Consider the following 23,581-nt stretch of genomic DNA (forward strand, 5'->3'; position numbering starts at 1 on the left):
CAAGGGTTCTGGCTAAGGTGGCTCATGGGTAGCCGGGCGGGGTCTGCTGGTCGAAGAGTGCAGCGCCGGCGGCCTGCCAGCTGCCGGAATTGATGAAGGCGTGCTGAGCCACGCAGGCTGCATCGATCATCTTGCGGCCGAGCGGATGGCCGGTCGCCATGGCTTCCGAACCACCCATGACGAAGGCCAGGCGGGCGGCTTCCGCGCCGTCCTGTGCCGCCTTCGAGGCGGCGTGGCGCAGGCGCACCAGCGTCGGCCGGTCAACCTCGCCGTTCATCTGCATCTGCCGCCAGCCTTCCTCGATGGCATCGTAGAAGGCGGAGCGAGCGCCCATCAGAAGCCCTTCGGCCCGGGCAAAATCGATCTGGACATAGGCGCGCGCGGCCGGGCTGGGGGCACCTGTGACAGACGCACGGGTGAGTGCGTTGGTTTTCACCCAGTCGAGCGCCGAGCGGGCAGTGCCAAGCGCAACCACGGCCAGAACCTGTGCCGCAAGTGCCATGGCTGGATAGCGGAAGATCAGATCGTCCTGCTGCGGCTTGCCACCGCGAATGAAGGTCCATTCTTCCTGTACTATGGCCTTTTCGATGACGATGTCATGGCTGCCGGTAGCACGAAGGCCAACTGTGTCCCAGGTCTCATCGACCGTCGCATTTGCACGCGGCAAAACAGCGGTTCGAGGCAAAGGGCTATTCTCGCCTTCAATCTTGATGCCAGCACCGACAATTGATGCCCCCATGACTCCTGAACCCCAAGGCCAGCGGCCCGAGATTTCCAGCCCTTCCGGCGTCCGTCGTGCGGGCTGCGGTGGGAACATTGCTCCGGCAAAGACAGTGTTTGGGTCGGTGCCGTAGATCTGGGCATAGGTTTCTGGCGGCAAAGCCGCCAGATAGGTGGCCGAAACGCCAAAACTTGCTACCCAGCCGGCAGACGCGTCAGCGGTTGAGATGGCTTCCACCAGGCGACAGAATTCGTGGGGCGGCAGCTCATCGCCGCCAAACCGCTTTGGTACGAAGGCACGGTAGACGCCTATTTTCTGGAACTGGGCAACAATATCTGCAGGAATGTGCCGCAACGCCTGAAATTCCTCAGCACGTATGGAGATCTCCGCTTTCAACGCCTCGAGTGTTTCGGCAGGAGTGGGAGGGGCATGATAATTCATCGTCTCATTCCTTCGTCTGGGCGAGCCTTTGTCTGGAAAATGGGATTCGTTTCGATGAGCCGCCGGGCCGCCGCAAGCAGACGAGCGTCTGCGCCCTTGGCCGCAACGAGCTGAATGCCGGAGGGTAGGCCGTCAGACGTTGTCGTCGGCAGCACGAGGGCCGGGTGGCCCGAGAGATTGAACGGCCGCAGATACCGCGTAAGTGTCAGGACCTTTGCCGGCTCGCTTGCTTCGGCAAGCAACGGTGGCGGCACGGGCAGGACCGGTGTCAGAAGCATGTCGACGCGTTCGAGAAGCGCCTCAACCTCCGCCGTGAAGCGGGCGCGGACTTCTTCCGCTTCTGCTATGTCAGTACTCGTAATGTTTCTTGCGGCTTCCAGCCGGTTGCGTACGTCTTCGCCCAGCAGGTCTGGCTGCTTCAGAAGCGATACATTGGCGGCAAGCGTTTCACGGCCGATGATGGCGATGGCCGCCTTGAAGGCAGCATCGAGCAATGGCAGCTCGATTACCTCGATGACGCCGCCTCGCGGGGCCTCGACAGCCAGCATCGCTTTAGCCATGCCCGGTTCGATACTGCCATCCAACTGGAGCCTGCCGATGCGGAGCGGGGCGTCGAGCATCGCGGTCTGAAAGCCGGGATCGAGGACATGCATGGCACGCTCGATCATGGAAATGTTCCGAGCAAAGGGGCCGATGCAATCCAGCGAGGACTGTGCCGGTAGAGCGCCTTTGCGGCTGATGCGACCGAAGGTCGGCTTGAAGCCGATGACACCACAGCAGATCGCGGGCTGGCGAATAGAGCCGCCGGTGTCCGTGCCGATAGCGAAGTCAACGAGGCCTGCCGCCACGGCTGAAGCCGATCCGGAAGACGAACCACCAGGAATAAGCTGCGGGAAGGAAGGGTTTCGCGGAGTGCCCTCGAAATGGTTAACACCGGTCATGCCAAACGCAAGCTCATGCATCTTCGTTTTGCCGACGATCCGGCATCCGGCTGAAAGGAGACGCGTCACAATCTCTGCATTGCTTGTAGCAGGAGCGGAATGGGTGAGCGCACGGCTGCCACAGCGGGTCACCATGCCCTCAATATCAATGCAATCCTTGACTGCAACAGTCAGCCCGTCCTTTGCGCCCAACGCAAATTCAGACACAAAAGCTCTGATGGCGTTCTTATCGCTCGTTTCGTTTGACATTGCTCGTCGGGCTTTGGCCCGTTCCCCGTTATTTACGTGAATGTTACCGTAAATACTCCGGCTGTCAATGAGCAACGCTATAAAAATCTGAAAATTAATGTTTCGTATCAAGGGGATAATGCAAAAAAGGAACGGCTTCGCCCTCACGGCAAAACCGTTCCTCAGAAATTCGAAAAATGCAAAATGTTACAGCGATCCCTGGCAGCAGGATATCCGCAGTCCAACTATTAGCACGCGAGAGCCGACATTATTCTTGCGGAATTCGGAAAACTCTTTTCTAGACATGCAGTGTTTACCTCAGGTCCAGCAAGAACAGTGGCTTGACATGGTATCGGTGTCCCATTTGAAATTTACGTGATTATTACCGCTTGACGGTTGCCATGTCAGGAATAGGCTTTTTCGGGAAGGTGCCCTCGCGGGGGCTTAACCGGCCTTGAAACGGGATTTTATCATGAACGAAGAGTTAGACATCGCGGCGCTCGTGCGACGCATCGAAACGCTGGAAGCCGAAGCGGATATCCGCCGCATTCAGGCGCGCTACATGTTTCTCTGCGACACACCGAACCCGGAATTCGGTGTGGCCGACGATGCTGCGCGCATCGACCTGATCATGCAGCTCTACACGGAGGATGCCGTGTGGGAAGGTGTCGGCGAATACTACGATAATCAGTTTGGTCGAGCAGTTGGTGCTGACGCCATCCGCAAGCATTTCCAAGGCTTTTGGGGCGGTAAGACGGATCCGGCACTGATCCTTAACTGCCACTACCTGACCTCGGAACAGATCCATGTTCACGCCAACGGTACGACGGCAGACGGGCAATGGGTGCATATGCAGCCCTGGCTATTCTCCGATGGCAAGGCACTCTTACGCTCCTCGCGCCTCAACAACACGTTTCGCAAGGAGCCCGACGGCGTGTGGAAGATTACCCGCACCCGCACTGAAAACGTCTTCGTCGCACCGCTTCCCGCCACCTGGGCATCGGATTATCCTTCGAAATCGGTGCTTATGAAGCCGTAAGGATAACGCCCACAATAGAGCATTTCCGGTTAAAACGGGATCACCTGTAATACTCTATCTCTTTGTCTTTACGCAGTCTGGACTTAGAGCGCTTCAGGGTTAAATGGAAACAGTTCTGTTTGGGAGGGCCGGATCATTTTCAGCCATTATCTGCGGCTTTTGTCTCGATCGTACCTTGCGGGTATGCCCTTCGCCAAAAGCCTTGATCCTGACTGAAACCGAGCACGGCAGAACGATTCCATTGAGCCCTGAAACGCTCTAAAACCGCTAACGTACTTTTACTGGACCTGCTTTCAGAATGTCTCGTCGATCGTCTTGCAGAACGAAAAAGGGCCGGCATCCACCGGCCCTTCGCCATGCATGGCGTGCTGTCCATCACCGGTAGGCAATGCAGACAGCTTTGGTTTCGAGATAGTTTTCCAGCGCCCGGCTGCCATGCTCACGGCCTATTCCAGATTGCTTGCGGCCGCCGAAGGGCATGTTCTGGTCGGGAATATTGTGGCTGTTGACCCAGACGGTACCCGCCTCGATCTTCGGCACATAGCGCATGACCTTGTTGAGATCGTTGGTCCAGATCGATGCGCCAAGGCCGTAGCGGGTGTCGTTGGCAAGACGAACTGCTTCGTCCGGGTCATCGAATGGCGTGATGGTCACGACCGGGCCGAAGACTTCATCCTGCATGAGCGCCATGTCCTGTCGGACATCCGTGAAGAGTTCCGGTGCAACGAAGAAACCCTTGTCGGGCGCGCTGGCACCTAGAACTGGCTTTGCGCCATCTTCGATCCCGCGCGCGATGCAGGCTTTTACGTGGGACTGATGTTTGGCAGAGACCAGTGGATTGATCTGGTTCATCGGATTGAGGCCCGAACCCACCGCAAGGCTGCGCGAAACATTCGCAATCACCTCCAGCGCTTTTTCGTAAATGCCCTTCTGAGCATAGATGCGTGTGCCGGCGCAGCAGGTCTGTCCGGTATTGAAGAAGACGCCTATGCCGGCGGCGGCGCCGAGCAGATCGAGATCCATGTCGTCGAACATGATCATCGGCGCTTTGCCACCGAGTTCCAGCGTCACGCGTTTCATGTCCTTCATGGCTTGAACGCCGATCAGCTTACCGGTCTCGGTGGAGCCGGTAAAGGTAATCTTGGCAACGCCGGGATGGGCAACGAGTGCCGCCCCCGCCGTCTCGCCCATGCCGGTCACGACATTGACCACGCCTTCCGGAAAGCCGGCTTCAAGGCACAACTCGGCAAGTCGGATGGAGGTGAGCGGCGTTTCCTCGGCTGGCTTCAGAACAACGGTACAGCCGGCAGCGAGCGCCGGGGCGATCTTCCACGCGGCCATATTGAGCGGGAAGTTCCACGGCGTGATGGCGGCAACGACGCCGACTGGCTCCTTGCGGGTGTGGGCCTGATAGCGCATGCCCGGCGGGATACCGATAGAGACATCTAGCGTTGCGCCCTCGATCTTGGTCGCGCAGCCAGCCATGTAACGGAAATACTCGGCCGAGGACTGCACCTCGATCAGGCGTGACAGGAGGATCGACTTGCCTTGGTTGAGCGTTTCAAGCTGTGCCAGTTCCTCGCCGTTTTCTTCAATCAGATCGGCGAGCTTCAGGAGGAGTGACTGGCGCTGTACCGGCAGCATTTTCGACCAAGGACCTTCGAATGCCGCTGCCGCAGCCCTCACAGCGAGATCGATATCGTTTGCATCGCAGGCGGGCACATGGGCCAGCACTTCGCCGGTGGCAGGGTTCGTTACCGTGTAAGTGGCGCCGGACGTCGCTGCGGATGACTGCCCGCCTATCAACACCCTGGGCGATTTCAGGAAGTCGGTCACGGCATCGCATACCGATTCAACGACACTATCTGGTCGTGCAATTTTCATATCTAATCCCTCTTTGATTGTTGTTGGCTTTAGTGCCTGCTCTGCCTGTCAGTCAGCCTGTCGGCATAGGGTAAAGTCGTAATTGGCACGCCATGCTTCTGTGTCGGAATCGACTTTAAGGTAGTCGACGATCAGAGATTCCTTGACACCGAACACGGCGTCCGAGGCAAGGTATCGATCTCCCGCCACGAAGATGTGCGTGATCAAACGGCAGTGGCCCGCTGCCGTGACCATGAAATGCATGTGTGCGGGCCGCCATGGATGTCGCCCAAGCGCTGCCAGCATCCGGCCTACTGGTCCATCGTCTGGGATCGGATAGGAAACCGGCTTGATGCCTCTAAACGCGTAAGTCCCATCCGGGCCGGTGCGGAAACGGCCGCGATTGTTAAAGGCCGGCTGAAGGTCGGGCTGCTGGACATCGTAAAAACCGTCCTCATTATCGGACCACACATCGACCACGGCATTTTCCAGAGGCTTGCCATGCAGATCGAGCACACGGCCGGTGTAGAGGCAAATCTCGCCTTTGCCATCGAGACTGATATTGCTTCCCATGGCACGCTCCGGTGCACCATCAACATGGAATGGGCCGAACACGGTAGTTTCCGTGGCCCCATTGGGGGCGCGGTGGTTGATGGCATCGACCAGCATGGACGCCCCGAGCGTATCGGAGAGAAGAATAAATTCCTGCCGACTGCCGGAGCAGGTCTGACCGGTTTGCGTAAGAAATTCTATTGCCTGCTCCCACTCGGCTTCAGTCAGTTCCACATCCCGAATGAAAGCATGTAGATGGCCAACCAGTGAGGTCATAATCCTGCGCAATCGAGGCGATGTGTGCGGCCCGATGCGGTTGTTGACGACATCTGCGGATGTCTCCTCGGTGAAATAGCTCATGCGGTTTTCCTTCCCTCAACCCATGGTGTCGCGCCGTCGAAGGCCCTTTGCATCAATTGCCTGATGGGTCCTGCCTCAAGCGGGCGCGGGTTCCAGTAGCTGTTCGTCAGAGCAATCTCGGTTGCTCGATCGAGGCCATCTGCGGGCATGCCAATCTCTGCGAGACTTATAGGGGCGCCAACGGATCTGGCGAGTTTCTGGAGTGCAAGGGCCGGTTCCTCCCCGAAAATGGTTTCCAGCGAAGCGATGACTTCGGGGATGGAAGGCGCATTGTAGGCCAGTGCGTGTGGCAGAACGATAGTGTGCGTTTCAGCATGCGGCAGATCGAAACTGCCGCCCAGCGTGTGACACAGCTTGTGATGCAACGCCATGCCGACAGCCCCCAGACAGGTTCCACATAACCACGCGCCATGAAGTGCATCGAAGCGCGCGTCGCGGTCACCGGGATCCTGGGCTATCTTCGGCAATGCACGGGCCAGGGCTGCGATTGCTTCGAGGGCCAGCACAGAGATGACAGGATTGCTGTCTCGCGCATAAAGTGCTTCCACCGCATGAGCGATTGCATTCATGCCGCTGGTGCCGGACAACGTTATTGGCAGGCTCATGGTTTGTTCCACGTCGTAAATCACAACCTGCGGCAAGACCTTTGGCGTTGTCTGCGTTTTCTTGATGCCTTCATTGGTTTCCCCAAGAATTGGCGTCATCTCAGAACCAGCATAGGTGGTGGGGAGCACCACCTGCGGAAGGCCGGTGCGAAGGGCAATCGCCTTGGCAAGTCCGGTTGTCGAACCACCGCCGATTGCCACTATGGCATCAACCCTCTTCTGCGATGCAAGAGCGACTGCCTGTTCGCTGACATGGACCGGCGTGTGCATGACCGCGCCAGCAAACACGCCAGCAGCAGCTCCGCCCAGAAGCGCAGCCAACTGTTCGGCCTGTCCTTTCTGGGGAGGCGTGGAGAGGATCAGCGCGCGGGATGCACCAAGCCGTGCCACCTCTTCCGGCAATTGCCGAGTCGTTCCAAAACCGAAAATGACTCTGGCCGGATGGCTTGTGTAGACGAAATTGGAGCGCGACATTTCACGCCACCTTCCGTGACGCAATGAGGTAATCCATCTGATGGCGCGCTATACGCAGCCCTTTCAGCCTATTGCGAACGTATGATACGCCGTCTGTTTCCAGGCCTACCTCCAGCAAGGTCATACCCGGGATCTTGCTTCGAAGGCCCTCGAATTCGCGACAGACGGAAGCAATTGCCTCATTCTTCTGGTCCGCTGTAGAGCCAGCCACGTTCCACATAACGATATGGCACATGGCGCGCGTAGTCGTAGACATGGGCATAAATGTTTCCCCGTGATGCTGACGCGGAAACTTTCCGCCGTTTGCGCACCCTCTCATTGACCAATTACGTGATAAATCATGTTTTTTGGAAAAGTTTCTTGCGATTTTTGCAACAAAGAGATTCGGCAGCAGGGGCTTACGGAATTCGGAAGAACACGCTTAATGCCTCCGCCTTGTAGAGGCTGAAGGCAAACTGAAGGCATGAGGCGACCCGGTCATGCCGGGCCGCCCATGGTTTACGCGGCGGCGCGTGGGCGCAGAGCGTTGACCTGATTGTCGACACCATCGACGAGGGCTGTCAGTTTGATGTCGAAGACGATCTCGGCAAACGGACCGCTCAGGCCGTTGGCCTTGATGCTGGCTTCGTCCGTGCGCTCGATCACGTCAGGCACCAGGCCGTCGCGAGTGGCATAGGCGAAATCGTCGTTTATCAGCGGATCGCCTGCAATATTGATCTGCGTCGTCAGCTTGCGGTGGCCATCGGCACTGACGAAGAAGTGGATGTGGGCGGGACGCTGGCCGTGGCGACCGAGCGCCGAAAGCAGCTTTTCGGTCGGGCTGCCCGGAGGCACGCCATAGCCATGCGGCACGATGCTGCGGAACTTGTAGCGGCCATTCTCGTCCGTGATGATGGTACGGCGCATGTTGAAAGGCGCCTGCTTGCCCGTCGGATCGAAGTGCGAATAGAAGCCGCGCGTGTCGCAGTGCCAGACCTCGACCTTCGCTCCAGCGCTCGGCTTGCCGTCGGCGCCGTAGACTGTGCCGTGCATGATCAGCGTATGGCCGTCGGTATCCGTGCCGTCATCGAGACGGGCAAAGCCCTGACATTCCGGTGCGCCGGCCACATAGAGCGGCCCCTCGATGGTCCGCGGCGTCTCGTTCTTGATGCCGAGCGCATCGTCGATGGCATCCAGACGCTCGTCAAGGAAATGATCCAGACCGAGACCCGGCGATATCAGACCGGCCTGACCGGTCGCACCAATTTCATTGACCCAGGCAATCGCCGTCCAGTACTCGTCGGGCGTTACATCAAGATCGTCGATCGTCTTGAAAAGGTCCGATACGACCCGGTGGACGATCTGCTTGACGCGCGGATTGCCCTCTTTTTGCTCAAAGCCGCTCAAGACCTTGAGAAAGTCCTGGATGTCGGGGCGATTGAAGATTTTTACGCTCATGTCATGTCCTCCTCACATGGGATGAATTGAGCCGGATTGCTCCAGTGTTGTCGTCAGCGGTCGTCGTCGCGAACAGCAGAGGGATGGCGCAGCAACGGCATCACCTCGATGTCCATGAACTTGAAAAGTGGCAGGCCGGAAAGCAGCACATGGAGTTCTTCGTTGTCGGCCACATCAAAAATGCTGATGTTTGCATAGTGGCCAGCAACCCGCCAGATATGCCGCCATTTGCCCTCTGCCTGCAGCGCCTGCGAATAGGCTTTTTCCCGTGCCAAGATGTCGGTTGCTTGGTCGGCAGGCAAATCATGCGGCAGATTGACGGTCATCTTGACGTGAAACAGCATCGTCTTCTCCTCAAGCCTGCGCCCTGGTCATGTGGCGTGATCCCTCACGGGTGAAACGCTTGAGCCGGTCCTCATCCAGCGTGATGCCGAGACCGGGCGCTGTGGGGACGGCCAGCGAGAAATCGCTGTAGTCGAGCGGCGTCTCCAGAATTTCCTCGGTCAGAAGCAACGGGCCGAAGAGCTCGGTTCCCCATTGCAGCTCTGCGAAAGTCGAGAAGACATGCGCAGAAACGATCGTCCCGATTGCACCCTCAAGCATGGTGCCGCCATAGAGGTCGATACCAGCCGCATCGGCAATGGCCGCCACGCGCTGGGCGTTGAAGGGTCCGCCGCTCTGCTCCACCTTGACGGCAAAGACATCAGCGCCGTTGGTCCGTGCGATCTCGAAGGCGCTCTCCGGTCCAGTGAGGGACTCGTCCGCCATGACGGCAATGGGGAAGCGACGAACCAGACGGCCAAGCGCTGCGGTGGATTTGACCGGCTGCTCCACCAATTCACAGCCGGCATCGGCAAGGGCGGCAATCCCGAGATTGGCATCGGTTTCGGTCCATGCCATGTTGACGTCGACGCGCACAACGCCCCGGTCACCGAGCGCACGCTTGATCGCAGCAACATGGGCGACATCCTCGCGCACGGAGCGCAGGCCGATCTTCAGCTTGAAGATCGCATGACGGCGAAGCGAGAGCATCTGCTCGGCCTCGTCGATGTCGCGGGCGGTGTCCCCAGAGGCAAGCGTCCAGGCGACAGGCAGGCGATCACGACGGCGCCCGCCAAGGAGTTCGCTAACGGACAGACCGACCCGCTTGCCTTGGGCGTCGAGAAGCGCCGTTTCCACGGCACTCTTGGCAAACCGATTATCCTTCACCACCTTGCCGAGCCGTGCCATCAGGGACTGAACGCGCGTAGCATCCTGGCCCAGCATGACAGGTGCAAAATAGCGATCGATGGAAAGCTTCATGCTTTCCGGGCTTTCACCGCCATAGGCCAGCCCGCCAATGGTGGTACCTTCACCGATCCCAACGATGCCGTCGCTGCAGTGGATCATGACCAACATCAGCGTCTGGCCGTTCATCGTCGCAACCGAGAGCTTATGCGGCCGGATTGTTGGTAGGTCGACGAGCATCGTTTCGATGCGTTCGATGCTCGGAGCGGCGACAGGCGCTTCAAGAGGTGGATGGAAAATCTTGTTCATGAGGCTGATGATGGAAAAGATCATGCGCCCCGTCCAAGACCATTTAGGTGTCGTTTGATACCCTCAAGGTATCGTAGTTGTTTTATCTGCTGGATTTTGAGTATCTGTTGCAGATCCTTGGACGTATGGCGCAGATGTGGGAAGTGACACGACGGGTGGGTCTCAACCGGAACGGTGATCTTCGGGCGACCTCGCCACAATGATTGTCAGACCACAAGCTGCCTCCTTCGTGCGCATCCAGAACCCAGATTGCGTGCTGGCGCCAACCTTGCGAACCACAATCATTCCTCTGGCGGTGGCAGCTTTCGAGATCGGTGGGGTCTTACTTCTCTAGGCGATCGTCCGGTCCAATCCTTGAAGGCGCGGGAGAAGGCGGCACCGTCGGCATAGCCAAGGGCGAGTGCGACGTTGGCTGCGAGGGTATCCGGACGCTCCAAAAGGCCAGCAGCGAGTTCCGACCTGTGCTGGCGCATCAATGCTCGCACCGATGTGCCCTCGCCGTCGAGACGCCGTTGAAGTGTGCGCAGGCTCATGCCAAGTTCCTGTGCCAGGAAGGTCGTGGTCACAGGACGACGGCCGAGATAGAGCTGTATAAGAGAAGCCACCTTTGCGGAAAGTGCTTCGTCTGGCTTCATTTCCTGGATCAGGTCGCCAATATGGCGCTCGAGCGTGGCGACAAGAAACTTGTCCTCGTTACGGTAGATGCGACCCGTGTCCTCAGCGTCGAAGATCAAACGATTGCTGGATTGCGAAAACCGGATCGGGGCTCGGAAAATTCGTTTCAACGGCTCGATGTTGGCTGGCCGTTCATGCTCCAGATGCACCTCAAGCGGGTTGAGAGTGGCGCGAAAGCAGGATCGCACCAGCTCGCAGGTCGCCGCCATGGAGTATTCCGCATCCTGTCTGCGCGGCCAGATGGTGCGATCCGTCAAAGCGTAGCTCCAGGTCAGCGTCCCGTCTTGTTCCATGACGCCGGAATTGGTCCCCCCCTGCAAGGAGTTGGCGAGGCGGGCAATCCGCCGGAGGGCGATCTGAATGGTCTGGGAGACGGAAAACAAGATCCCCATGGGGCCGATATCGGCAGGTTTAAGGTGGGCGCCGACCTTTGCACCGAACGCTTCATCACCCGTCGCTGCTGCAGCCTCTTCCAGAAATGCGACGAAGTGATGGAGGGGGATCAGTGCATAGGAATCGCTGAGTTGGCTTGAAGGAATGTTATGTCGTTCGAGCAAGGTGGCTGGCGAAACCCCCGCATTCTGCAGATACTCGATGAACGGTGTCAGGGCGGCAACACGGATAAACGTAACAGAGTGCCGCCCCCGGACCGGCGCTAGGTCTTCAGGCATCGCAGATTCCCTCTCAATCTGGCATAAAATATCAAATAAATGTCACTTAGGGCAATGTCCAAGTGGCCGGTGCTCTCTCATCTTTCTTAACAATAAACAAAGAAACCGTGAGGGGTTCACATGACTGTCACCAATAGCGCGTCAGCGTCCACAGGACGGCTGGCCCGAAATTCTGTGGGCATGGCCCATATCGTCTTCTTCGTTGTCGCTGCAGCAGCGCCGCTGACTGCCGTTGTCGGTGCAACACCGCCGGCTTTCGCTTTCGGGAATGGTGCCGGTGTTCCCGGCGCTTTTGTGCTTGCCGGTTTGCTCTACCTCATCTTTTCGGTCGGCTTTACGACCATGGGCCGACATGTCGGCGGGGCAGGGGCTTTCTACACGTACATCACACAGGGCATCGGCAAGCCAGCTGGTGTAGGTGGTGCCTTTATCGCGCTTCTAACCTACAGCTCGGTCCAGATTGCGATCTACGCTCTGCTGGGTTTTTCCACCCAGAGCATGATGGCTCCCTTTGGCATCGATCTGCCATGGTATGTGTGGGCGCTCGGATTTCTCGCCTTGGTGCATCTGGCTGGCCAACGCAACATCGCCTTCTCCGGCACCATCCTTGGCCTTTGCATGGTGGCAGAAATCGTCATCCTGCTTGTTCTCAACATCGCCATCCTGATTGCTGGCGGTGGCCCCGAGGGTATCAACTTTTCGTCGTTCGAACCGTCAACCGTCTTCAGCGCGGGTCTTGGTGTAACTTTGGTGTTCGTCGTCGGCTCCTTCATTGGTTTCGAGGCAACCGCAATTTTTGCCGAGGAGGTTGATCGTCCTGAGATCACGATTCCGAGGGCGACCTATATCTCCATTGTGCTGATTGCGGTGTTCTATGCTTTCTCAACCTGGACAATTGGGCTGCATTTCGGTCCATCCAAGGTTCAGGAAGCAGCAACCGCCTTGCTGGGTGCTTTTTATTTTGACGCAGCAACAAACGTGCTCGGCGCGTGGTCGGCTACCACAATGAATGTCCTCCTTGTAACGAGCTTGTTTGCCTGTGTTCTGTCTTTCCACAACACACTGAACCGTTACTTTTTTGCTCTGGGCCGGGAGGGGCTTGCGGCCCGTGCGCTCGGCAAGGTTCATGCGCTGCACGGATCACCTTATGTAGCCGGCATTCTTCAGTCTATTTCCGCAGCAACCGTTATCGTCGTGTTCGCTATTGCCGGACAAGATCCCTTCACCGTCGTCTTCCCTTACATGTCGGCACTGACGGTCATCGGCATCCTCACGGTGCAGGCGGTGGTATGCATCGCGGTCATCCTGTATTTCAGGAAGAACAGCCATGGACATGGTCTCTGGCAGACACTGATTGCACCGGCGCTTGCCTTTGTCGGTCTCGTCGGAGCGCTTGGACTGGTCATCTCCAATCTCGAACTGCTGGCAGGTGCCTCCAACATCGTCGTCGATAGCTTCCCTCTGATCGTGGCGCTTGTTGGCCTTGGCGGTCTCGTCTTTGCGATGCGGATCAAGGGTTCCGATCCCGTTCGCTATGCGGCTCTCGGCAAGGTGTTCGAGGCGTAACGCTACTCCCATCACTGCGGGACGGGGACAAACCGTTCCGCTCCTTCCCAACCGCTCCTCGATCCTGTCGCCTCGACCGGACGCGATGTGCTGCAACCAAACGAAAGCATCAGCTATGAACGACATGACAGCAATCCAAAGCACAAAGATCGATTTCATCTACCTGTCGGAAGAAGACATGATCAAGGCCGGCGTGACCGACATGCCTGCCTGCGTTGACGCCATGGAAGAAATGTTCGGCCTGCTCTATCACGGCGATTACCGGATGGCTGGCCCGAACAGCGATAGTCATGGCGCCATGATCTCCTTCCCGGAAAACTCGCCTTTCCCTGATATGCCGAAGCCGACCGCCGATCGTCGCTTCATGGCCATGCCTGCCTATATTGGTGGCCGTTTCCGTACTGCGGGGATGAAATGGTACGGCTCCAACATCGAGAACCGCGAAAAGGGTCTGCCGCGCTCGATCCTGATGTTCTGCCTGAACGATGCCGATACGGGCGCACCACTCGCCTTCATGTCGGCGAACCTGCTTTCGGCCTACCGCACTGGTGCCATTCCGGGCGTCGGTGCACGTCATCTCGCACGCAAGGACAGTCGCATCGTCGGCATTCTTGGACCGGGTGTCATGGCAAAGACTACGCTTGCGGCTTTCATGGCAGCATGCCCTCATATCGATACGCTGAAGGTGAAGGGTCGTGGCGAAAAGAGCCTCAAGAGCTTCCTTGCCTGGGTTGCCGAAACCTATCCGCAGATCACGTCCGTCACCGTGGTCGACAGCATCGAGGCCGTCGTCCGCGACAGTGACCTCGTCAGCTATTGCAATTCGGGTGCCGTCGGCGATCCCTCTACCTATCCCATCGTGAAACGCGAATGGGTCAAGCCCGGCGCGTTCCTGGCGATGCCGGCGCTTTGCAACATTGACGAGGCCATGGAGGCTCGTGATGTCCGCAAAGTGCTCGACAATACCGGCCTCTATGACGCCTGGTATCACGAATTGCCCAAGCCTGCGCATGTACATGTGCCGATCATCGGCGTGAAGTTCATGGACATGATCACCGAAGGCCGCATGGATCGCGCCGATCTCGAAGACATCGGCAAGATCGTCGCTGGTGATGCGCCCGGTCGCCAGAACGATGAAGAGATCATCATCATGTCCGTCGGCGGCATGCCGGTCGAGGATGTCGCCTGGGGCACCATCGTCTACCGGAATGCGATCGCCCGAGGCATCGGCGTCAAGCTCAACCTCTGGGACGTTCCCGTCCTGCGCTGATTTTCCTGGCGCCAACTTGCCGGGCGGTGAGCGATATCGTCGCCCGCCCGGCCTTCTCTTTCTCAAGACAACAGCGAGTGCCACCATGACCAAGATCGTCAAGATCAAGACCGGATCCAAGTTCGAAGACCACGGCAGTTACTCCCGCCTTGTCGCGGTCGATAACTGGATCTTCGTGTCCAATACCGCAGGCCGCGATCCGGTCACCAAGGAAATCCCGGAAGAGATTACCGCGCAGACGCTTCAGGTCTTCTCCAATATCGAAGCAGCCTTGGCCGCGGTGGATTCCGGGCTTTCCGATGTCGTTGCGTCGCGTGTCTTCATCCAGGATCCGAACGACACCGTGGCCGTGATGACGGTTGTCGGGGATAAGTTTCGCGGTATCAACCCAGCCAGTACAGTTACATGCCCACCGCTCGGCTCGACAGTCTACAAGGTCGAGATCGAGGTAACGGCCTATCGCGGGGCGGGGAAGGCCGAGACTGAAGCACGGGTCATCTCCCTCTAATCCAGCTTCCGGGAGGTCTATGATCCATCCCTCCGTCATTTCCAGAAACTCCAGGTTTGTAGCCATGGCACCCACTATCCTACCCGTTCAGACAGACTCCTCCTTTCCAGCGCAAACAACTGTCGTCGTCATTGGCGGCGGAATTGTCGGGCTGACTGCCGCCCTCGTCCTTGCCGAACGTGGTATTCCCGTGGTGCTGCTCGAAAAGGGTCGCGTCGCAGGCGAACAGTCCTCCCGCAATCTTGGCTGGATACGCAAGATGGGGCGCTCGGCACCGGACGTGCCGATGGCGCAGGCTGCTGACCGTCTCTGGGCCACCATGTCCGAACGCGTCGGAATCGATGTCGGATATCGGCAGGCAGGCATCATGTATCTCGCCCGCACGGAAGCCGAGATGGAGATGCATCGCCAATGGATGAAGACGGTCGAATGTCTGAAGCTTGATTCCCAGATGCTCAGCGCCCGGGAGATCGATGATCGGGTGCCCGGCGGGCAGGGGACCTGGGCCGGAGGTATCTATACGGCCTCAGACGGCCGTGCCGAGCCGACGCTTGCATCCAGCGCGATTGCACGCGCTGCGATCGCGAAAGGGGCCCTGATTGTCGAAAACTGTGCCGTGCGCACGCTCGTCCGGTCCGCTGGTCGCGTCACCGGCGTGGCAACTGAAAAAGGCGAAATCCGCTGCGATCAGGTTCTGCTCGCCGGGGGACTATGGTCGCGCAAGTTCCTTGCCAATCTTGGAGTCGACCTCCCTACTCTGCCGTTGATCTGCTCGGTCATCCGCACGGCCCCCATGGAAGGGCCTACAGAAATCGCCGTTGGTGGTCCGGACTTTTCCTTCCGCAAGCGCCTCGACGGTGGCTATACGATTACCCAACGCGGTGCTCTCGGCGCACCGCTGATGCTCGATCACCTGCTGATCGGCATGCGTTACCTCCACATGCTGCGCGGTCAGCGGCAATTGCTGCGCATCAGCCTCGGGTCCGATTTCATGAAGGACATCTCGTTGCCGCGTCGCTGGGGCGCAAAATCCCGGTCTCCGTTCGAGCGGGTGCGAGTGATGGATCCGCCAGCAAATCAAGATATCAACGCCGAAGCGATGCGTAATCTGACGGCAGCGTGGCCGCTGTTCAACAAGGCGGTGATCGAAGAAGTCTGGGCAGGCATGATGGACATCACGCCAGATTCCCTGCCGGTGCTCGGTCCGGTGGCCGGGATTCCTGGCTTGACGCTTGCGACCGGGTTTTCGGGCCATGGTTTTGGTACGGGACCCGCTGCCGGACAGCTTGCCGCAGACCTGGTGACTGCATCTTCCACGCCCTTGCTCGACCCCGCACCCTACCGTCTGGAGCGATTTTCCTGAGCCATCGCAAGACTACCGATCGACGGTCAGCGGTCGGACGAATGGCGGGTTCCGGTGCCCGCCGTCCCAGTTGTTCAGGCTTGTCGGGGGTCAAGATTGCGCACGGTTTCAACCGCGTTGCGGGTGTCGGGTAGGAATTCGAGCAGCAACCCGTCGGGCATCTCTACCCAATGGGCGCCCTTGTCCAACGACTTGCCGCCATGGGCCAGTGCGCCCTGGATGGCTGCCGGAACATCGCCGCAAATCAAACCGAGATGCGCGAAGCGACCTTCAGGACCAGTGAAGGCTGGATCCTCGGCAATCTGCAGGCCGCCCAGAAGCCAGACCTGACTTGGCGTTTCTTCCGGACCGTCACGTTTGGTCACGGTCATGCCGAGTACATCGCGGAAGAAGATCAGATGCGGGGCGATGTCGCGAACGGTAAAGGCGACGTGGTCGAGATAGGCCTTCGTCGTACTCTTCAATTCAGGCATGGGAAATCCTTTTCCTTCTAAGGCGAGCAGCGCTTACAGCCCGATGGGCGCGCCGCCTTGCTTTTACTGCAGGGGGCTCAATGCGACCTGCTGCCAGGTTCGTTCGAGATCGTTTTCGCGAAAATGCCGGACCAACGCATCAATGAAGAGCCGTGTGCGGGCCGGAAGATGAGTTCGCGAAGGAAAGACGATGTTCATAGTCAGGCCCGGCAGTGCCCAGTCGGTCAGGACCGGTACGAGCCGTCCGGCGACAATGTCCTCATGGACTACGTAGGCGGGCTGGACCAGCAGCCCCATGCCGGAAAGTGCCGCTTGGCGCAGTAGCTGCCCGTCATTGCATGCCAATTCTGCCGAAACGTGAACCCTTCGCTCTTCGCTTCCACACGTAAAGCTTAGTTGATCCCAGTTGTCCGAGAGGGTGTAGAGAAGAAGCGCATGGTGTTCCAGATCTTCAGGTATCTTGGGAACCCCATTTCGTGCAAGGTACTCCTTGGTTGCTACCATGAGACGAGGCATCTCAGCCAGTTTCCTCATCGTCACACTGCTGTCGACCTCCGCCCGCCGCGTACGGATCGCGAGATCAAGTCCGTTCTCAATGATATCGCAATAGCGGTTTGAGACTTGTAGATCGACACGCACCTGTGGGTGGCGTGCTTTGAACGTGGTAATCACAGGCATCAAATGCAGCAATCCAAAAGAGAGCGATGCGCCGATCCGCAACACGCCAGTCGGTTCGGCCGAAACCCAGCTGACGGTTTCTTCAGCCTCTTGCAGCGCGGCAAGGATATCGCGCGCGCTGCGCGCAAAACGCTTCCCCTCCAACGTCAGTGATAGAGCCCGTGTGGTACGTTGAACCAGCCGTACACCAAGGCGAGTTTCCAGATTGGTGAGATGCCGACTGACGCCAGAAACCGACAGGCCCATCTCTTGTGCTGCGCGCGTCAGATTTGCTTCGTCAGCAATGCGTGTGAAGACCTCAAGTTCGACGAAACGATCCATCTCTCACCTAGTCTGTAACGTTTCCCCTCTAATAACGGTAATATTCACCTAAATTGGCGAACTTTCAAGTGATGTTGGAGCGTAATCCGACCGGAGTGAAACGACGACCGCAAAGATTATGCTGTGCATATTCCCTGGTTTCTCGGCCTGATCTCGTCACAAGCCACGTGAGATCGACCTGACCATCGCTAGGACAGAAAAGCACCGGGAAACAGCGAACCTGTTACCCGGTGCGCAAGAGCCCTGCCTTAGAACTCTTCCCAGCTTTCTCCAGCTGAACGACCTTGTCCTACGGCCCTCAATCGAGGTGCGGGCGCTGTGACACGATGATCAGGTCTGGCGGTAGATGCTTTCGGATTTCGTGCTGCAAGCACAACGTCATCTTCTTTGTGTTTGTGCCGACTTGTCGCCAGCGAGAATTGAGCGATCAATCCACGAAGCTTGGCGACTTCATCCATGAGAGCATTGGATGCCGCGCTCGACTCCTCGACCATTGCCGCATTTTGCTGCGTGGTTTGATCCATCGAGCTAACGGCCTGATTAACTTCACTCAGTCCCGTGAACTGCTCTTTGGCCGAAAGAGCAATGACGTCCATGTGCGCGTTCATTTCAACAATCAGAGATCCGATAGTCCTCAAGGTTTCGCCCGTTTTACGGACAAGATCCACGCCACTTGAGACTTCGCCCGTCGAGTTCTGAATGAGCGCCTTGATTTCTTTCGCTGCGGTCGCCGATCTTTGCGCAAGCTCACGCACTTCCTGTGCAACCACTGCGAAGCCCTTGCCTGCTTCACCGGCGCGAGCGGCTTCGACACCAGCGTTCAGTGCGAGCAGGTTTGTTTGAAATGCGATCTCATCGATCACGCCAATAATGTTGGAAATTTGCTGCGATGAACCTTCAATTCGTTTCATGGCCTCTTCAGCTAGGGCAACCACCTCGGATGACTCGTTTGCAGAAAGCTTTGCCTGGCTTGCGACCTGTCGCGCATCTTGCGTGCGTTGTGTGGAGTTCTTGACATTTGAAGTGATTTCCTCAACCGCCGCCGCCGTTTCCTCCAAGGAGGCCGCCTGCTGCTCGGTACGCTTGGAAAGCTGGTTTGCACCAACAGCAATTTCGTTGGATCCGGTATCGATCAAAGCGATACTCTGACTGACAGCCGAAAGGGTATCATTAAGTTGCTTCACAGACTGGTTGAAATCGAGTCGCAAAGGCTCAAATTCGGGCGAGAATTTTTCTTCGAGTTGGAAGCTGAGATCGCCGTTGGCAAGAAGCTTAAGCCCACGTGCCAGGCCGCCGGTCGCGACACGAAGCCTCTCATCAGCCTGAGCTTCCGCAAGCGCTTGAGCTGCCTGGCGCTCGGCATCTGTTCGCTGCCGCATCTCTTCTGCCTCTTTCTGCAGCTGAGCGTTTGCTACCGTTGCATCTCGAAAGGTTTCGAGTGCAGCGTACATCATTCCAATCTCGTCTCGCTGGTTGGCGAGAGTAAAACTGACGTTCGTATCTCCTTGAGAAAGGCGTACTGTTGCGTCGGTCAAGTCCTTTATTGGCTTTATCACGCTCCGCCAGAGTACAAAGGCCGTCAGTAGCAGCACTCCCAATATGCTAAATTCAATCAGGTCGGAAATCCAACGTTGTTTCACTTTCGTTTCCGCAAGCCTGTCCTTCGCTTCCTGGGTAAAGTGCTTTGCATTGGTGATTGAAGCGTCGATGGCCTTTTTAGCCGCCGTGCTTATCGGCACCGTTGACTGCGCACGGAAGGCATCCAGTTGCTTGAGATTCGTGAAATTGTTGTCTCGTACGTAATTCGCGACCACTGTGGACGCTTTCGCGTATTCCTTGAGAGACGTTTGTATATCCTTCAGGACGTCTGGCTTCATTGCGATCCGGATGGACTCGTCCAGACCTCTTTGCCCAGCTTCAGAAACGGGCGCAATTTGGGAAAGAGCCTTGTCAAGTTCATCTGGCGTATCCGCGAGGCTGATATCGCGCAGATAGATTTGTAACTGAAGCAAAGTCTTCTCAGCTTGAGCGATCCCGTCGAAAATGATCTGCTCTCGTTGAACGACGCCCTCGGCATCAGTGATGGCCGCTTGCGCCAGATAATCATTCACAATGAGTCCGGCGATCATGGAGATTGCCAGACCAGACGCTATGTAGATCTTTTTTGACACCGAAATAGTTGGGAAAACCATCGTATTGCCCCCGGCGGTTACGTTCACAAGCACTGATATAGTTTTCTAATAATTAATGAATTTAAAGGATCTGATTACAACATTTAATCTAGTAAATAATGTGGGTAAAAATCCAAATTAGCTCTCATGTTTTTTATATTTGGTATCGGTTATCAGATTTATATTATGCTGTCCTTCAGTATTAAACTAAAATAATACAACATATAATATCTAATAATACTTGAATATTAAAGTATTATGGAAGAAATATAAATAATATAATGAAAATATAAATTCCACTCTATAATGGCGGCTGTACCCCTTGATAGCACTGAAAAAATGGGGGTAAGGTCGCTAAAATAGGTGCCGTTCTATCATCCACGACGGAAAGTAGGCCACCCTGTGACGCCCGCCGCCCCGAACGGACGCGAGACTGTCAAAACCGGCAGTTCCAAAATCGCCATAAAACATAGCGGTAACCCCAGAAATCAGCGTCAGATGCGATTTCAAACTTCGCCGGGGCGACATGCGATAAGGTTCTCGCGGAATACACCGGCTTGGTCTCACGGGATGATACAATCAGGCCGACCTCTAGAGTATCCGTTACCCTTTCAGAATGATATGCTGGAAACTTGTGCAGCACAGCTGCATCTTTTGTCCGCAATCGATAGGATCATCGTCTAAAATGACAGGATTCAAACGTGCGCGCTAATCTCACCAAGGTGCTTGATAGTTACGAATTGACTCTTACCGACATGTTGCCGGAAGATGTTCCGCGTCTTTACGAACTATCAATTGCAGTTAACTGGCCCCATCGCCCGAAAGACTGGGAAATGGCGATAAATCTTGGCCGCGGCTATGTAGCGCGGGACGAAATTGGTCGTGTGCTCGGTTCGGCGATGTGGTTTCCTATGGGCGAGACACTTGCCTCGATCGGTATGGTCATCACATCACCTCGACTGCAGGATCACGGTGCGGGGCGCTGGCTCATGCAGCATGTGTTGGCCGACACGAGGGCGCGCAGCAAGGTGCTGAACGCTACCAAGGCTGCATACCGTTTGTATCTTTCGCTCGGATTTTCATCACGAACCAGCGTTTTCCAGCATAACGGGATTGCTTCCAAGGTTCCGGACGGACCGGACCATGCGCGGCCAATGCTCGCGGATCATGCGCAGGCGATCGTCGCTTTGGATGCGCTGGCTTATGGCGCTGACCGTCGGGCACTATTCGAGCGGCTTTTTCCGGTGTCGGAAGGAACCGTGATACTGCAGGATGGCATAGTGTGCGGTTTTGCGTTGTGTCGCGAATTCGGCCGTGGAAGGGTCATCGGTCCTGTGGTTGCCAAAACTGAACAGGATGCGATAGCACTTATCCGTCCACATGTGATTGCCCACAAGGATCAGTTCCTGCGCATGGACACGCGCGCCGAGGGCGGGCTGTTGCGTCGCTTTCTCGACGAGGCGGGCATTGCCTTTTACGATACCGTCACGACAATGACACTTGGGGAGGTTCCTCACGGCGGTTCCGTCACAACTTACGGTCTGGCCAATCAAGCCTTTGGCTGATCAATTATACTAATATCAATTCTCGTCGGATGCGACTGATTGCTCTTCGGCGTTAAAATTCCGCCACCTTGCCCCAAGAATTTTCACGGAATCGAGAAGGATGGTAGGGTCTTGGATCGAGCGCGGGCTCCTTACCCATTACGATGTCGGCGATCATATCGCCGGCCCCGGTTCCAATACCGAAGCCGTGACCGCTGAAACCGGCAGCGAGCACAAAGCCTGGAATTTCTGTCTCCCCAATGGCCGGTACGCCGTCAGGTGTGCTGTCGATATAGCCCGCCCAGGCGGCGGTGACCTGGCTTGCCATGAGTGCCGGGATCAGGTTTCGTGCCCGCTTCAGCGTTTCGTCGATCTGCTTCTGGTCAGGCTTCGGGTCCAGGATTCGTACTCGTTCCATGGGTGTTTCCCGGTCGAGAACCCAGCGGCTGAGCGTTTCGTGTCCCGAGTACAATCCCTCAAGGCCACCAATGGCCAGCGATTTGTGACGCTTCAGGAACATTGGAATGAAAGTGCTACCGAAGCGTAGCATCTGACCTGTCGGATCGACGCGGGCCTTGCCGGATATGGCCAGCGTATGACCGCCGTGGCGGGCAGTGAGCGAAACTTGTGCAGTATGCAGCGCATCCGGCATACCGTCGGCCTTGCTCACAGACAGGATCGAGGCGCGGACAGAGGCCTGCGGAAACCGGATCCCCAACTGTCGGCAAAAGCTTGAGGCCCAAGCGCCGCCTGCCATAATGGCGGTGGGTGTCCGTATGGTGCCACGCTCGGTCACCACGCCGCAAACTTTACCCGAAGCCAGTTCCAGCCCACGCACGGCGCAGTTCTGCAGTACCCGTCCGCCATGGGTTTCCACGGCCCTGGCAATCAAAGGCACGGCCCGCGATGTATCGGCAATCCCATCCGTCGGTGAGAAGACACCGCCTTTCCAGCGCTTGCTCGTTACCTTTCCTCGTTCGGCCGCCTGCGCAGCCGTCAGCATGTGAGTTTCGATGTTCTGTCTGCGTGCAAAATCGCCCCAGCGTGCCCAGCTCTCCAGCTCGGCCTCATCGTTCGACAGATATAGGAGTCCACAACGACGGAACCCGAGATCGGGACCAATTTCCTTGGCCATTTCATCCCATAACGCCAGACTACGAGTCGCCATAGGCAATTCACGGGCGTCCCGATTTTGCTGGCGACACCACCCCCAGTTTCGGCTCGACTGTTCGGCGCCCGGCCGTCCCTTTTCGACAAGGACAACCTTCATGCCTTGTCGGGCGAGATAGTAAGCCGTGCATGTTCCGACAATGCCGGCGCCGATAACGACCACATCGGCCTCTCGGGGCATGGTGCTGGCGGTCTCTATGGTGAGGAGGGGTGCGGGCATGGATAAGCTCCTTTATTGGCACCTTATCGTCGCTTTGTCGTTTTGGGCTGCCGCATTGAGCTTGAGTTGCAAAATATTATGCTGATTCAAGCGCAAGAAATGCATTTAATTTACAAGCGTTATGGGAGGATATTCGCCTGTGAAGGCCGGTTACAGGTTGCAAAATCGGCATTTCATGCTTAGCCTGCATTCCAGCACGAGGATTATCATGAAGCTGGACCGCATCGACATCCGCATCCTGCACGAGTTGCAGAAAAATGGTCGCATCACGAATGTTGAGCTTGCCGAACTCGTGCATCTCTCGCCAAGCCCATGCCTCATGCGGGTTAAGAAGCTGCAGCAGGCTGGCTACATTATCGGCTATGCCGCGCAGATAGATCTTGCCAAACTTGGCCCAACCCTCACGGTCTTCACGGAAATCACTCTCAAAAACCACCGCAAGATGGACTTCGACCGCTTCCAGCAGGCCGCCGAGAAGGTCGAGGAGATCATCGAATGCCACCTGATTTCGGGCGGCTACGATTATCTACTCAAATTTGTCACCGGCAGTATTGGTGACTACCAGGCGATCATGGAGCGGATGATCGACATGGACATGGGCATCGACAAGTACTTCAGTTTTGTGGTGATGAAGTCGCCCTTCGTAAAATCGCATCTGCCCCTCAAGACGATCTTCCCCATGTAGTGGCGGCACCGGCCGCCTGGAGCGACCGACAGCATCGTCTCTACGGGGTGTCACACCTTTGCCGATAGA

Annotated in this window: 21 protein-coding genes; 7 read left to right on the forward strand and 14 right to left on the reverse strand. The window is 57.1% G+C overall.

Annotation, left to right across the window (positions count from 1 at the left end; genetic code table 11):
• Positions 1-22 precede the first annotated feature (22 nt).
• The gene (locus MUU53_RS04225; protein ID WP_247259763.1) at positions 23-1,162 is read right to left on the reverse strand and encodes an acyl-CoA dehydrogenase family protein; all 1,140 of its coding nucleotides are present in this window, start codon (positions 1,160-1,162) and stop codon (positions 23-25) included.
• Positions 1,159-2,310 (reverse strand): amidase, encoded by a 1,152-nt coding sequence (locus MUU53_RS04230; protein WP_247259764.1) that lies wholly within the window; start codon positions 2,308-2,310, stop codon positions 1,159-1,161. The genes MUU53_RS04225 and MUU53_RS04230 overlap by 4 nt, the downstream gene beginning before the upstream one ends.
• A 493-nt stretch (positions 2,311-2,803) precedes the next feature.
• Between MUU53_RS04230 and MUU53_RS04235 the strand changes: the two genes are divergently transcribed.
• The gene (locus MUU53_RS04235) at positions 2,804-3,370 is read left to right on the forward strand and encodes a nuclear transport factor 2 family protein (RefSeq protein ID WP_247259765.1); all 567 of its coding nucleotides are present in this window, start codon (positions 2,804-2,806) and stop codon (positions 3,368-3,370) included.
• 375 nt (positions 3,371-3,745) lie between these two features.
• Here MUU53_RS04235 and MUU53_RS04240 read toward each other — a convergent pair whose 3' ends face one another.
• From MUU53_RS04240 to MUU53_RS04275, 8 genes are all read right to left on the reverse strand, one after another.
• Complete coding sequence (locus tag MUU53_RS04240; protein WP_247259766.1) at positions 3,746-5,254, reverse strand: aldehyde dehydrogenase family protein; 1,509 nt, start codon at positions 5,252-5,254, stop codon at positions 3,746-3,748.
• Between the two features lie 48 nt (positions 5,255-5,302).
• The gene (locus MUU53_RS04245) at positions 5,303-6,145 is read right to left on the reverse strand and encodes an intradiol ring-cleavage dioxygenase (RefSeq protein ID WP_247259767.1); all 843 of its coding nucleotides are present in this window, start codon (positions 6,143-6,145) and stop codon (positions 5,303-5,305) included.
• Positions 6,142-7,224: a maleylacetate reductase gene (locus MUU53_RS04250; protein WP_247259768.1), complete on the reverse strand. Its 1,083-nt coding sequence runs from the start codon at positions 7,222-7,224 to the stop codon at positions 6,142-6,144. The genes MUU53_RS04245 and MUU53_RS04250 overlap by 4 nt, the downstream gene beginning before the upstream one ends.
• A 1-nt stretch (position 7,225) precedes the next feature.
• The gene (locus MUU53_RS04255; RefSeq protein ID WP_247259769.1) at positions 7,226-7,480 is read right to left on the reverse strand and encodes an antibiotic biosynthesis monooxygenase family protein; all 255 of its coding nucleotides are present in this window, start codon (positions 7,478-7,480) and stop codon (positions 7,226-7,228) included.
• A 242-nt stretch (positions 7,481-7,722) separates the two neighbouring features.
• On the reverse strand, positions 7,723-8,661 hold the full coding sequence (gene catA / locus MUU53_RS04260) for a catechol 1,2-dioxygenase (protein ID WP_247259770.1): 939 nt from the start codon (positions 8,659-8,661) through the stop codon (positions 7,723-7,725).
• Positions 8,662-8,714: 53 nt separating this feature from the next.
• Positions 8,715-9,005: a muconolactone Delta-isomerase gene (gene catC / locus MUU53_RS04265; RefSeq protein ID WP_247259771.1), complete on the reverse strand. Its 291-nt coding sequence runs from the start codon at positions 9,003-9,005 to the stop codon at positions 8,715-8,717.
• Between the two features lie 10 nt (positions 9,006-9,015).
• Positions 9,016-10,197, reverse strand: a complete 1,182-nt coding sequence (locus MUU53_RS04270) for a muconate/chloromuconate family cycloisomerase (RefSeq protein WP_247259824.1) — start codon at positions 10,195-10,197, stop codon at positions 9,016-9,018.
• Positions 10,198-10,478: 281 nt separating this feature from the next.
• Positions 10,479-11,543 carry an AraC family transcriptional regulator gene (locus MUU53_RS04275; RefSeq protein ID WP_247259772.1) on the reverse strand — a complete coding sequence of 355 codons (1,065 nt, stop codon included), beginning with the start codon at positions 11,541-11,543 and terminating at the stop codon, positions 10,479-10,481.
• Between the two features lie 120 nt (positions 11,544-11,663).
• Between MUU53_RS04275 and MUU53_RS04280 the strand changes: the two genes are divergently transcribed.
• The 4 genes from MUU53_RS04280 (at position 11,664) to MUU53_RS04295 (ending at position 16,250) form a co-directional block, all read left to right on the forward strand.
• On the forward strand, positions 11,664-13,109 hold the full coding sequence (locus tag MUU53_RS04280; RefSeq protein WP_247259773.1) for an APC family permease: 1,446 nt from the start codon (positions 11,664-11,666) through the stop codon (positions 13,107-13,109).
• Positions 13,110-13,224: 115 nt separating this feature from the next.
• On the forward strand, positions 13,225-14,379 hold the full coding sequence (locus MUU53_RS04285) for an ornithine cyclodeaminase family protein (RefSeq protein WP_247259774.1): 1,155 nt from the start codon (positions 13,225-13,227) through the stop codon (positions 14,377-14,379).
• 85 nt (positions 14,380-14,464) lie between these two features.
• A complete protein-coding gene (locus tag MUU53_RS04290; protein WP_247259775.1) occupies positions 14,465-14,887 on the forward strand; it encodes a Rid family hydrolase in 423 nt (140 codons plus the stop codon).
• A 64-nt stretch (positions 14,888-14,951) separates the two neighbouring features.
• Entirely contained in the window at positions 14,952-16,250 is a 1,299-nt protein-coding gene (locus MUU53_RS04295; RefSeq protein WP_247259776.1) for an NAD(P)/FAD-dependent oxidoreductase, read from the forward strand.
• Between the two features lie 74 nt (positions 16,251-16,324).
• On the opposite strand, the gene MUU53_RS04300 is transcribed toward MUU53_RS04295, so the two are convergent.
• The 3 genes from MUU53_RS04300 to MUU53_RS04310 all read right to left on the reverse strand — a co-directional run bounded on the left by MUU53_RS04300 (position 16,325) and on the right by MUU53_RS04310 (position 19,914).
• Positions 16,325-16,723: a VOC family protein gene (locus tag MUU53_RS04300; RefSeq protein WP_247259777.1), complete on the reverse strand. Its 399-nt coding sequence runs from the start codon at positions 16,721-16,723 to the stop codon at positions 16,325-16,327.
• Between the two features lie 63 nt (positions 16,724-16,786).
• The gene (locus MUU53_RS04305; protein ID WP_247259778.1) at positions 16,787-17,722 is read right to left on the reverse strand and encodes a LysR family transcriptional regulator; all 936 of its coding nucleotides are present in this window, start codon (positions 17,720-17,722) and stop codon (positions 16,787-16,789) included.
• Positions 17,723-17,970: 248 nt separating this feature from the next.
• Positions 17,971-19,914, reverse strand: a complete 1,944-nt coding sequence (locus MUU53_RS04310) for a methyl-accepting chemotaxis protein (protein WP_247259779.1) — start codon at positions 19,912-19,914, stop codon at positions 17,971-17,973.
• A gap of 680 nt (positions 19,915-20,594) precedes the next feature.
• Here MUU53_RS04310 and MUU53_RS04315 point away from each other — a divergent pair.
• Complete coding sequence (locus MUU53_RS04315) at positions 20,595-21,458, forward strand: GNAT family N-acetyltransferase (RefSeq protein WP_247259780.1); 864 nt, start codon at positions 20,595-20,597, stop codon at positions 21,456-21,458.
• A 52-nt stretch (positions 21,459-21,510) separates the two neighbouring features.
• Here MUU53_RS04315 and MUU53_RS04320 read toward each other — a convergent pair whose 3' ends face one another.
• Complete coding sequence (locus tag MUU53_RS04320; protein WP_247259781.1) at positions 21,511-22,827, reverse strand: NAD(P)/FAD-dependent oxidoreductase; 1,317 nt, start codon at positions 22,825-22,827, stop codon at positions 21,511-21,513.
• Between the two features lie 208 nt (positions 22,828-23,035).
• Here MUU53_RS04320 and MUU53_RS04325 point away from each other — a divergent pair, with 208 nt between their 5' ends.
• Positions 23,036-23,512, forward strand: coding sequence for an Lrp/AsnC family transcriptional regulator (locus MUU53_RS04325; protein WP_247259782.1), 477 nt, complete (start codon positions 23,036-23,038; stop codon positions 23,510-23,512).
• Positions 23,513-23,581: the final 69 nt, after the last annotated feature.

The organism is Affinirhizobium lemnae, from assembly GCF_022968395.1.
Taxonomy (GTDB): Bacteria; Pseudomonadota; Alphaproteobacteria; order Rhizobiales; family Rhizobiaceae; genus Neorhizobium; species Neorhizobium lemnae.

Bases quoted from the DNA above. Each gene is read 5' to 3' on its own strand.
- MUU53_RS04255 (WP_247259769.1), bottom strand. From the start codon at position 7,480: ATGTCTACGACTACGCGCGCCATGTGCCATATCGTTATGTGGAACGTG.
- MUU53_RS04240 (WP_247259766.1), bottom strand. From the start codon at position 5,254: ATGAAAATTGCACGACCAGATAGTGTCGTTGAATCGGTATGCGATGCC.
- MUU53_RS04285 (WP_247259774.1), top strand. From the start codon at position 13,225: ATGAACGACATGACAGCAATCCAAAGCACAAAGATCGATTTCATCTAC.
- catC (WP_247259771.1), bottom strand. From the start codon at position 9,005: ATGCTGTTTCACGTCAAGATGACCGTCAATCTGCCGCATGATTTGCCT.
- MUU53_RS04245 (WP_247259767.1), bottom strand. From the start codon at position 6,145: ATGAGCTATTTCACCGAGGAGACATCCGCAGATGTCGTCAACAACCGC.
- MUU53_RS04225 (WP_247259763.1), bottom strand. From the start codon at position 1,162: ATGAATTATCATGCCCCTCCCACTCCTGCCGAAACACTCGAGGCGTTG.
- MUU53_RS04290 (WP_247259775.1), top strand. From the start codon at position 14,465: ATGACCAAGATCGTCAAGATCAAGACCGGATCCAAGTTCGAAGACCAC.
- MUU53_RS04275 (WP_247259772.1), bottom strand. From the start codon at position 11,543: ATGCCTGAAGACCTAGCGCCGGTCCGGGGGCGGCACTCTGTTACGTTT.
- MUU53_RS04305 (WP_247259778.1), bottom strand. From the start codon at position 17,722: ATGGATCGTTTCGTCGAACTTGAGGTCTTCACACGCATTGCTGACGAA.
- MUU53_RS04300 (WP_247259777.1), bottom strand. From the start codon at position 16,723: ATGCCTGAATTGAAGAGTACGACGAAGGCCTATCTCGACCACGTCGCC.
- MUU53_RS04250 (WP_247259768.1), bottom strand. From the start codon at position 7,224: ATGTCGCGCTCCAATTTCGTCTACACAAGCCATCCGGCCAGAGTCATT.
- MUU53_RS04295 (WP_247259776.1), top strand. From the start codon at position 14,952: ATGGCACCCACTATCCTACCCGTTCAGACAGACTCCTCCTTTCCAGCG.
- MUU53_RS04235 (WP_247259765.1), top strand. From the start codon at position 2,804: ATGAACGAAGAGTTAGACATCGCGGCGCTCGTGCGACGCATCGAAACG.
- MUU53_RS04325 (WP_247259782.1), top strand. From the start codon at position 23,036: ATGAAGCTGGACCGCATCGACATCCGCATCCTGCACGAGTTGCAGAAA.
- MUU53_RS04310 (WP_247259779.1), bottom strand. From the start codon at position 19,914: ATGGTTTTCCCAACTATTTCGGTGTCAAAAAAGATCTACATAGCGTCT.
- MUU53_RS04280 (WP_247259773.1), top strand. From the start codon at position 11,664: ATGACTGTCACCAATAGCGCGTCAGCGTCCACAGGACGGCTGGCCCGA.
- MUU53_RS04270 (WP_247259824.1), bottom strand. From the start codon at position 10,197: ATGAACAAGATTTTCCATCCACCTCTTGAAGCGCCTGTCGCCGCTCCG.
- MUU53_RS04320 (WP_247259781.1), bottom strand. From the start codon at position 22,827: ATGCCCGCACCCCTCCTCACCATAGAGACCGCCAGCACCATGCCCCGA.
- catA (WP_247259770.1), bottom strand. From the start codon at position 8,661: ATGAGCGTAAAAATCTTCAATCGCCCCGACATCCAGGACTTTCTCAAG.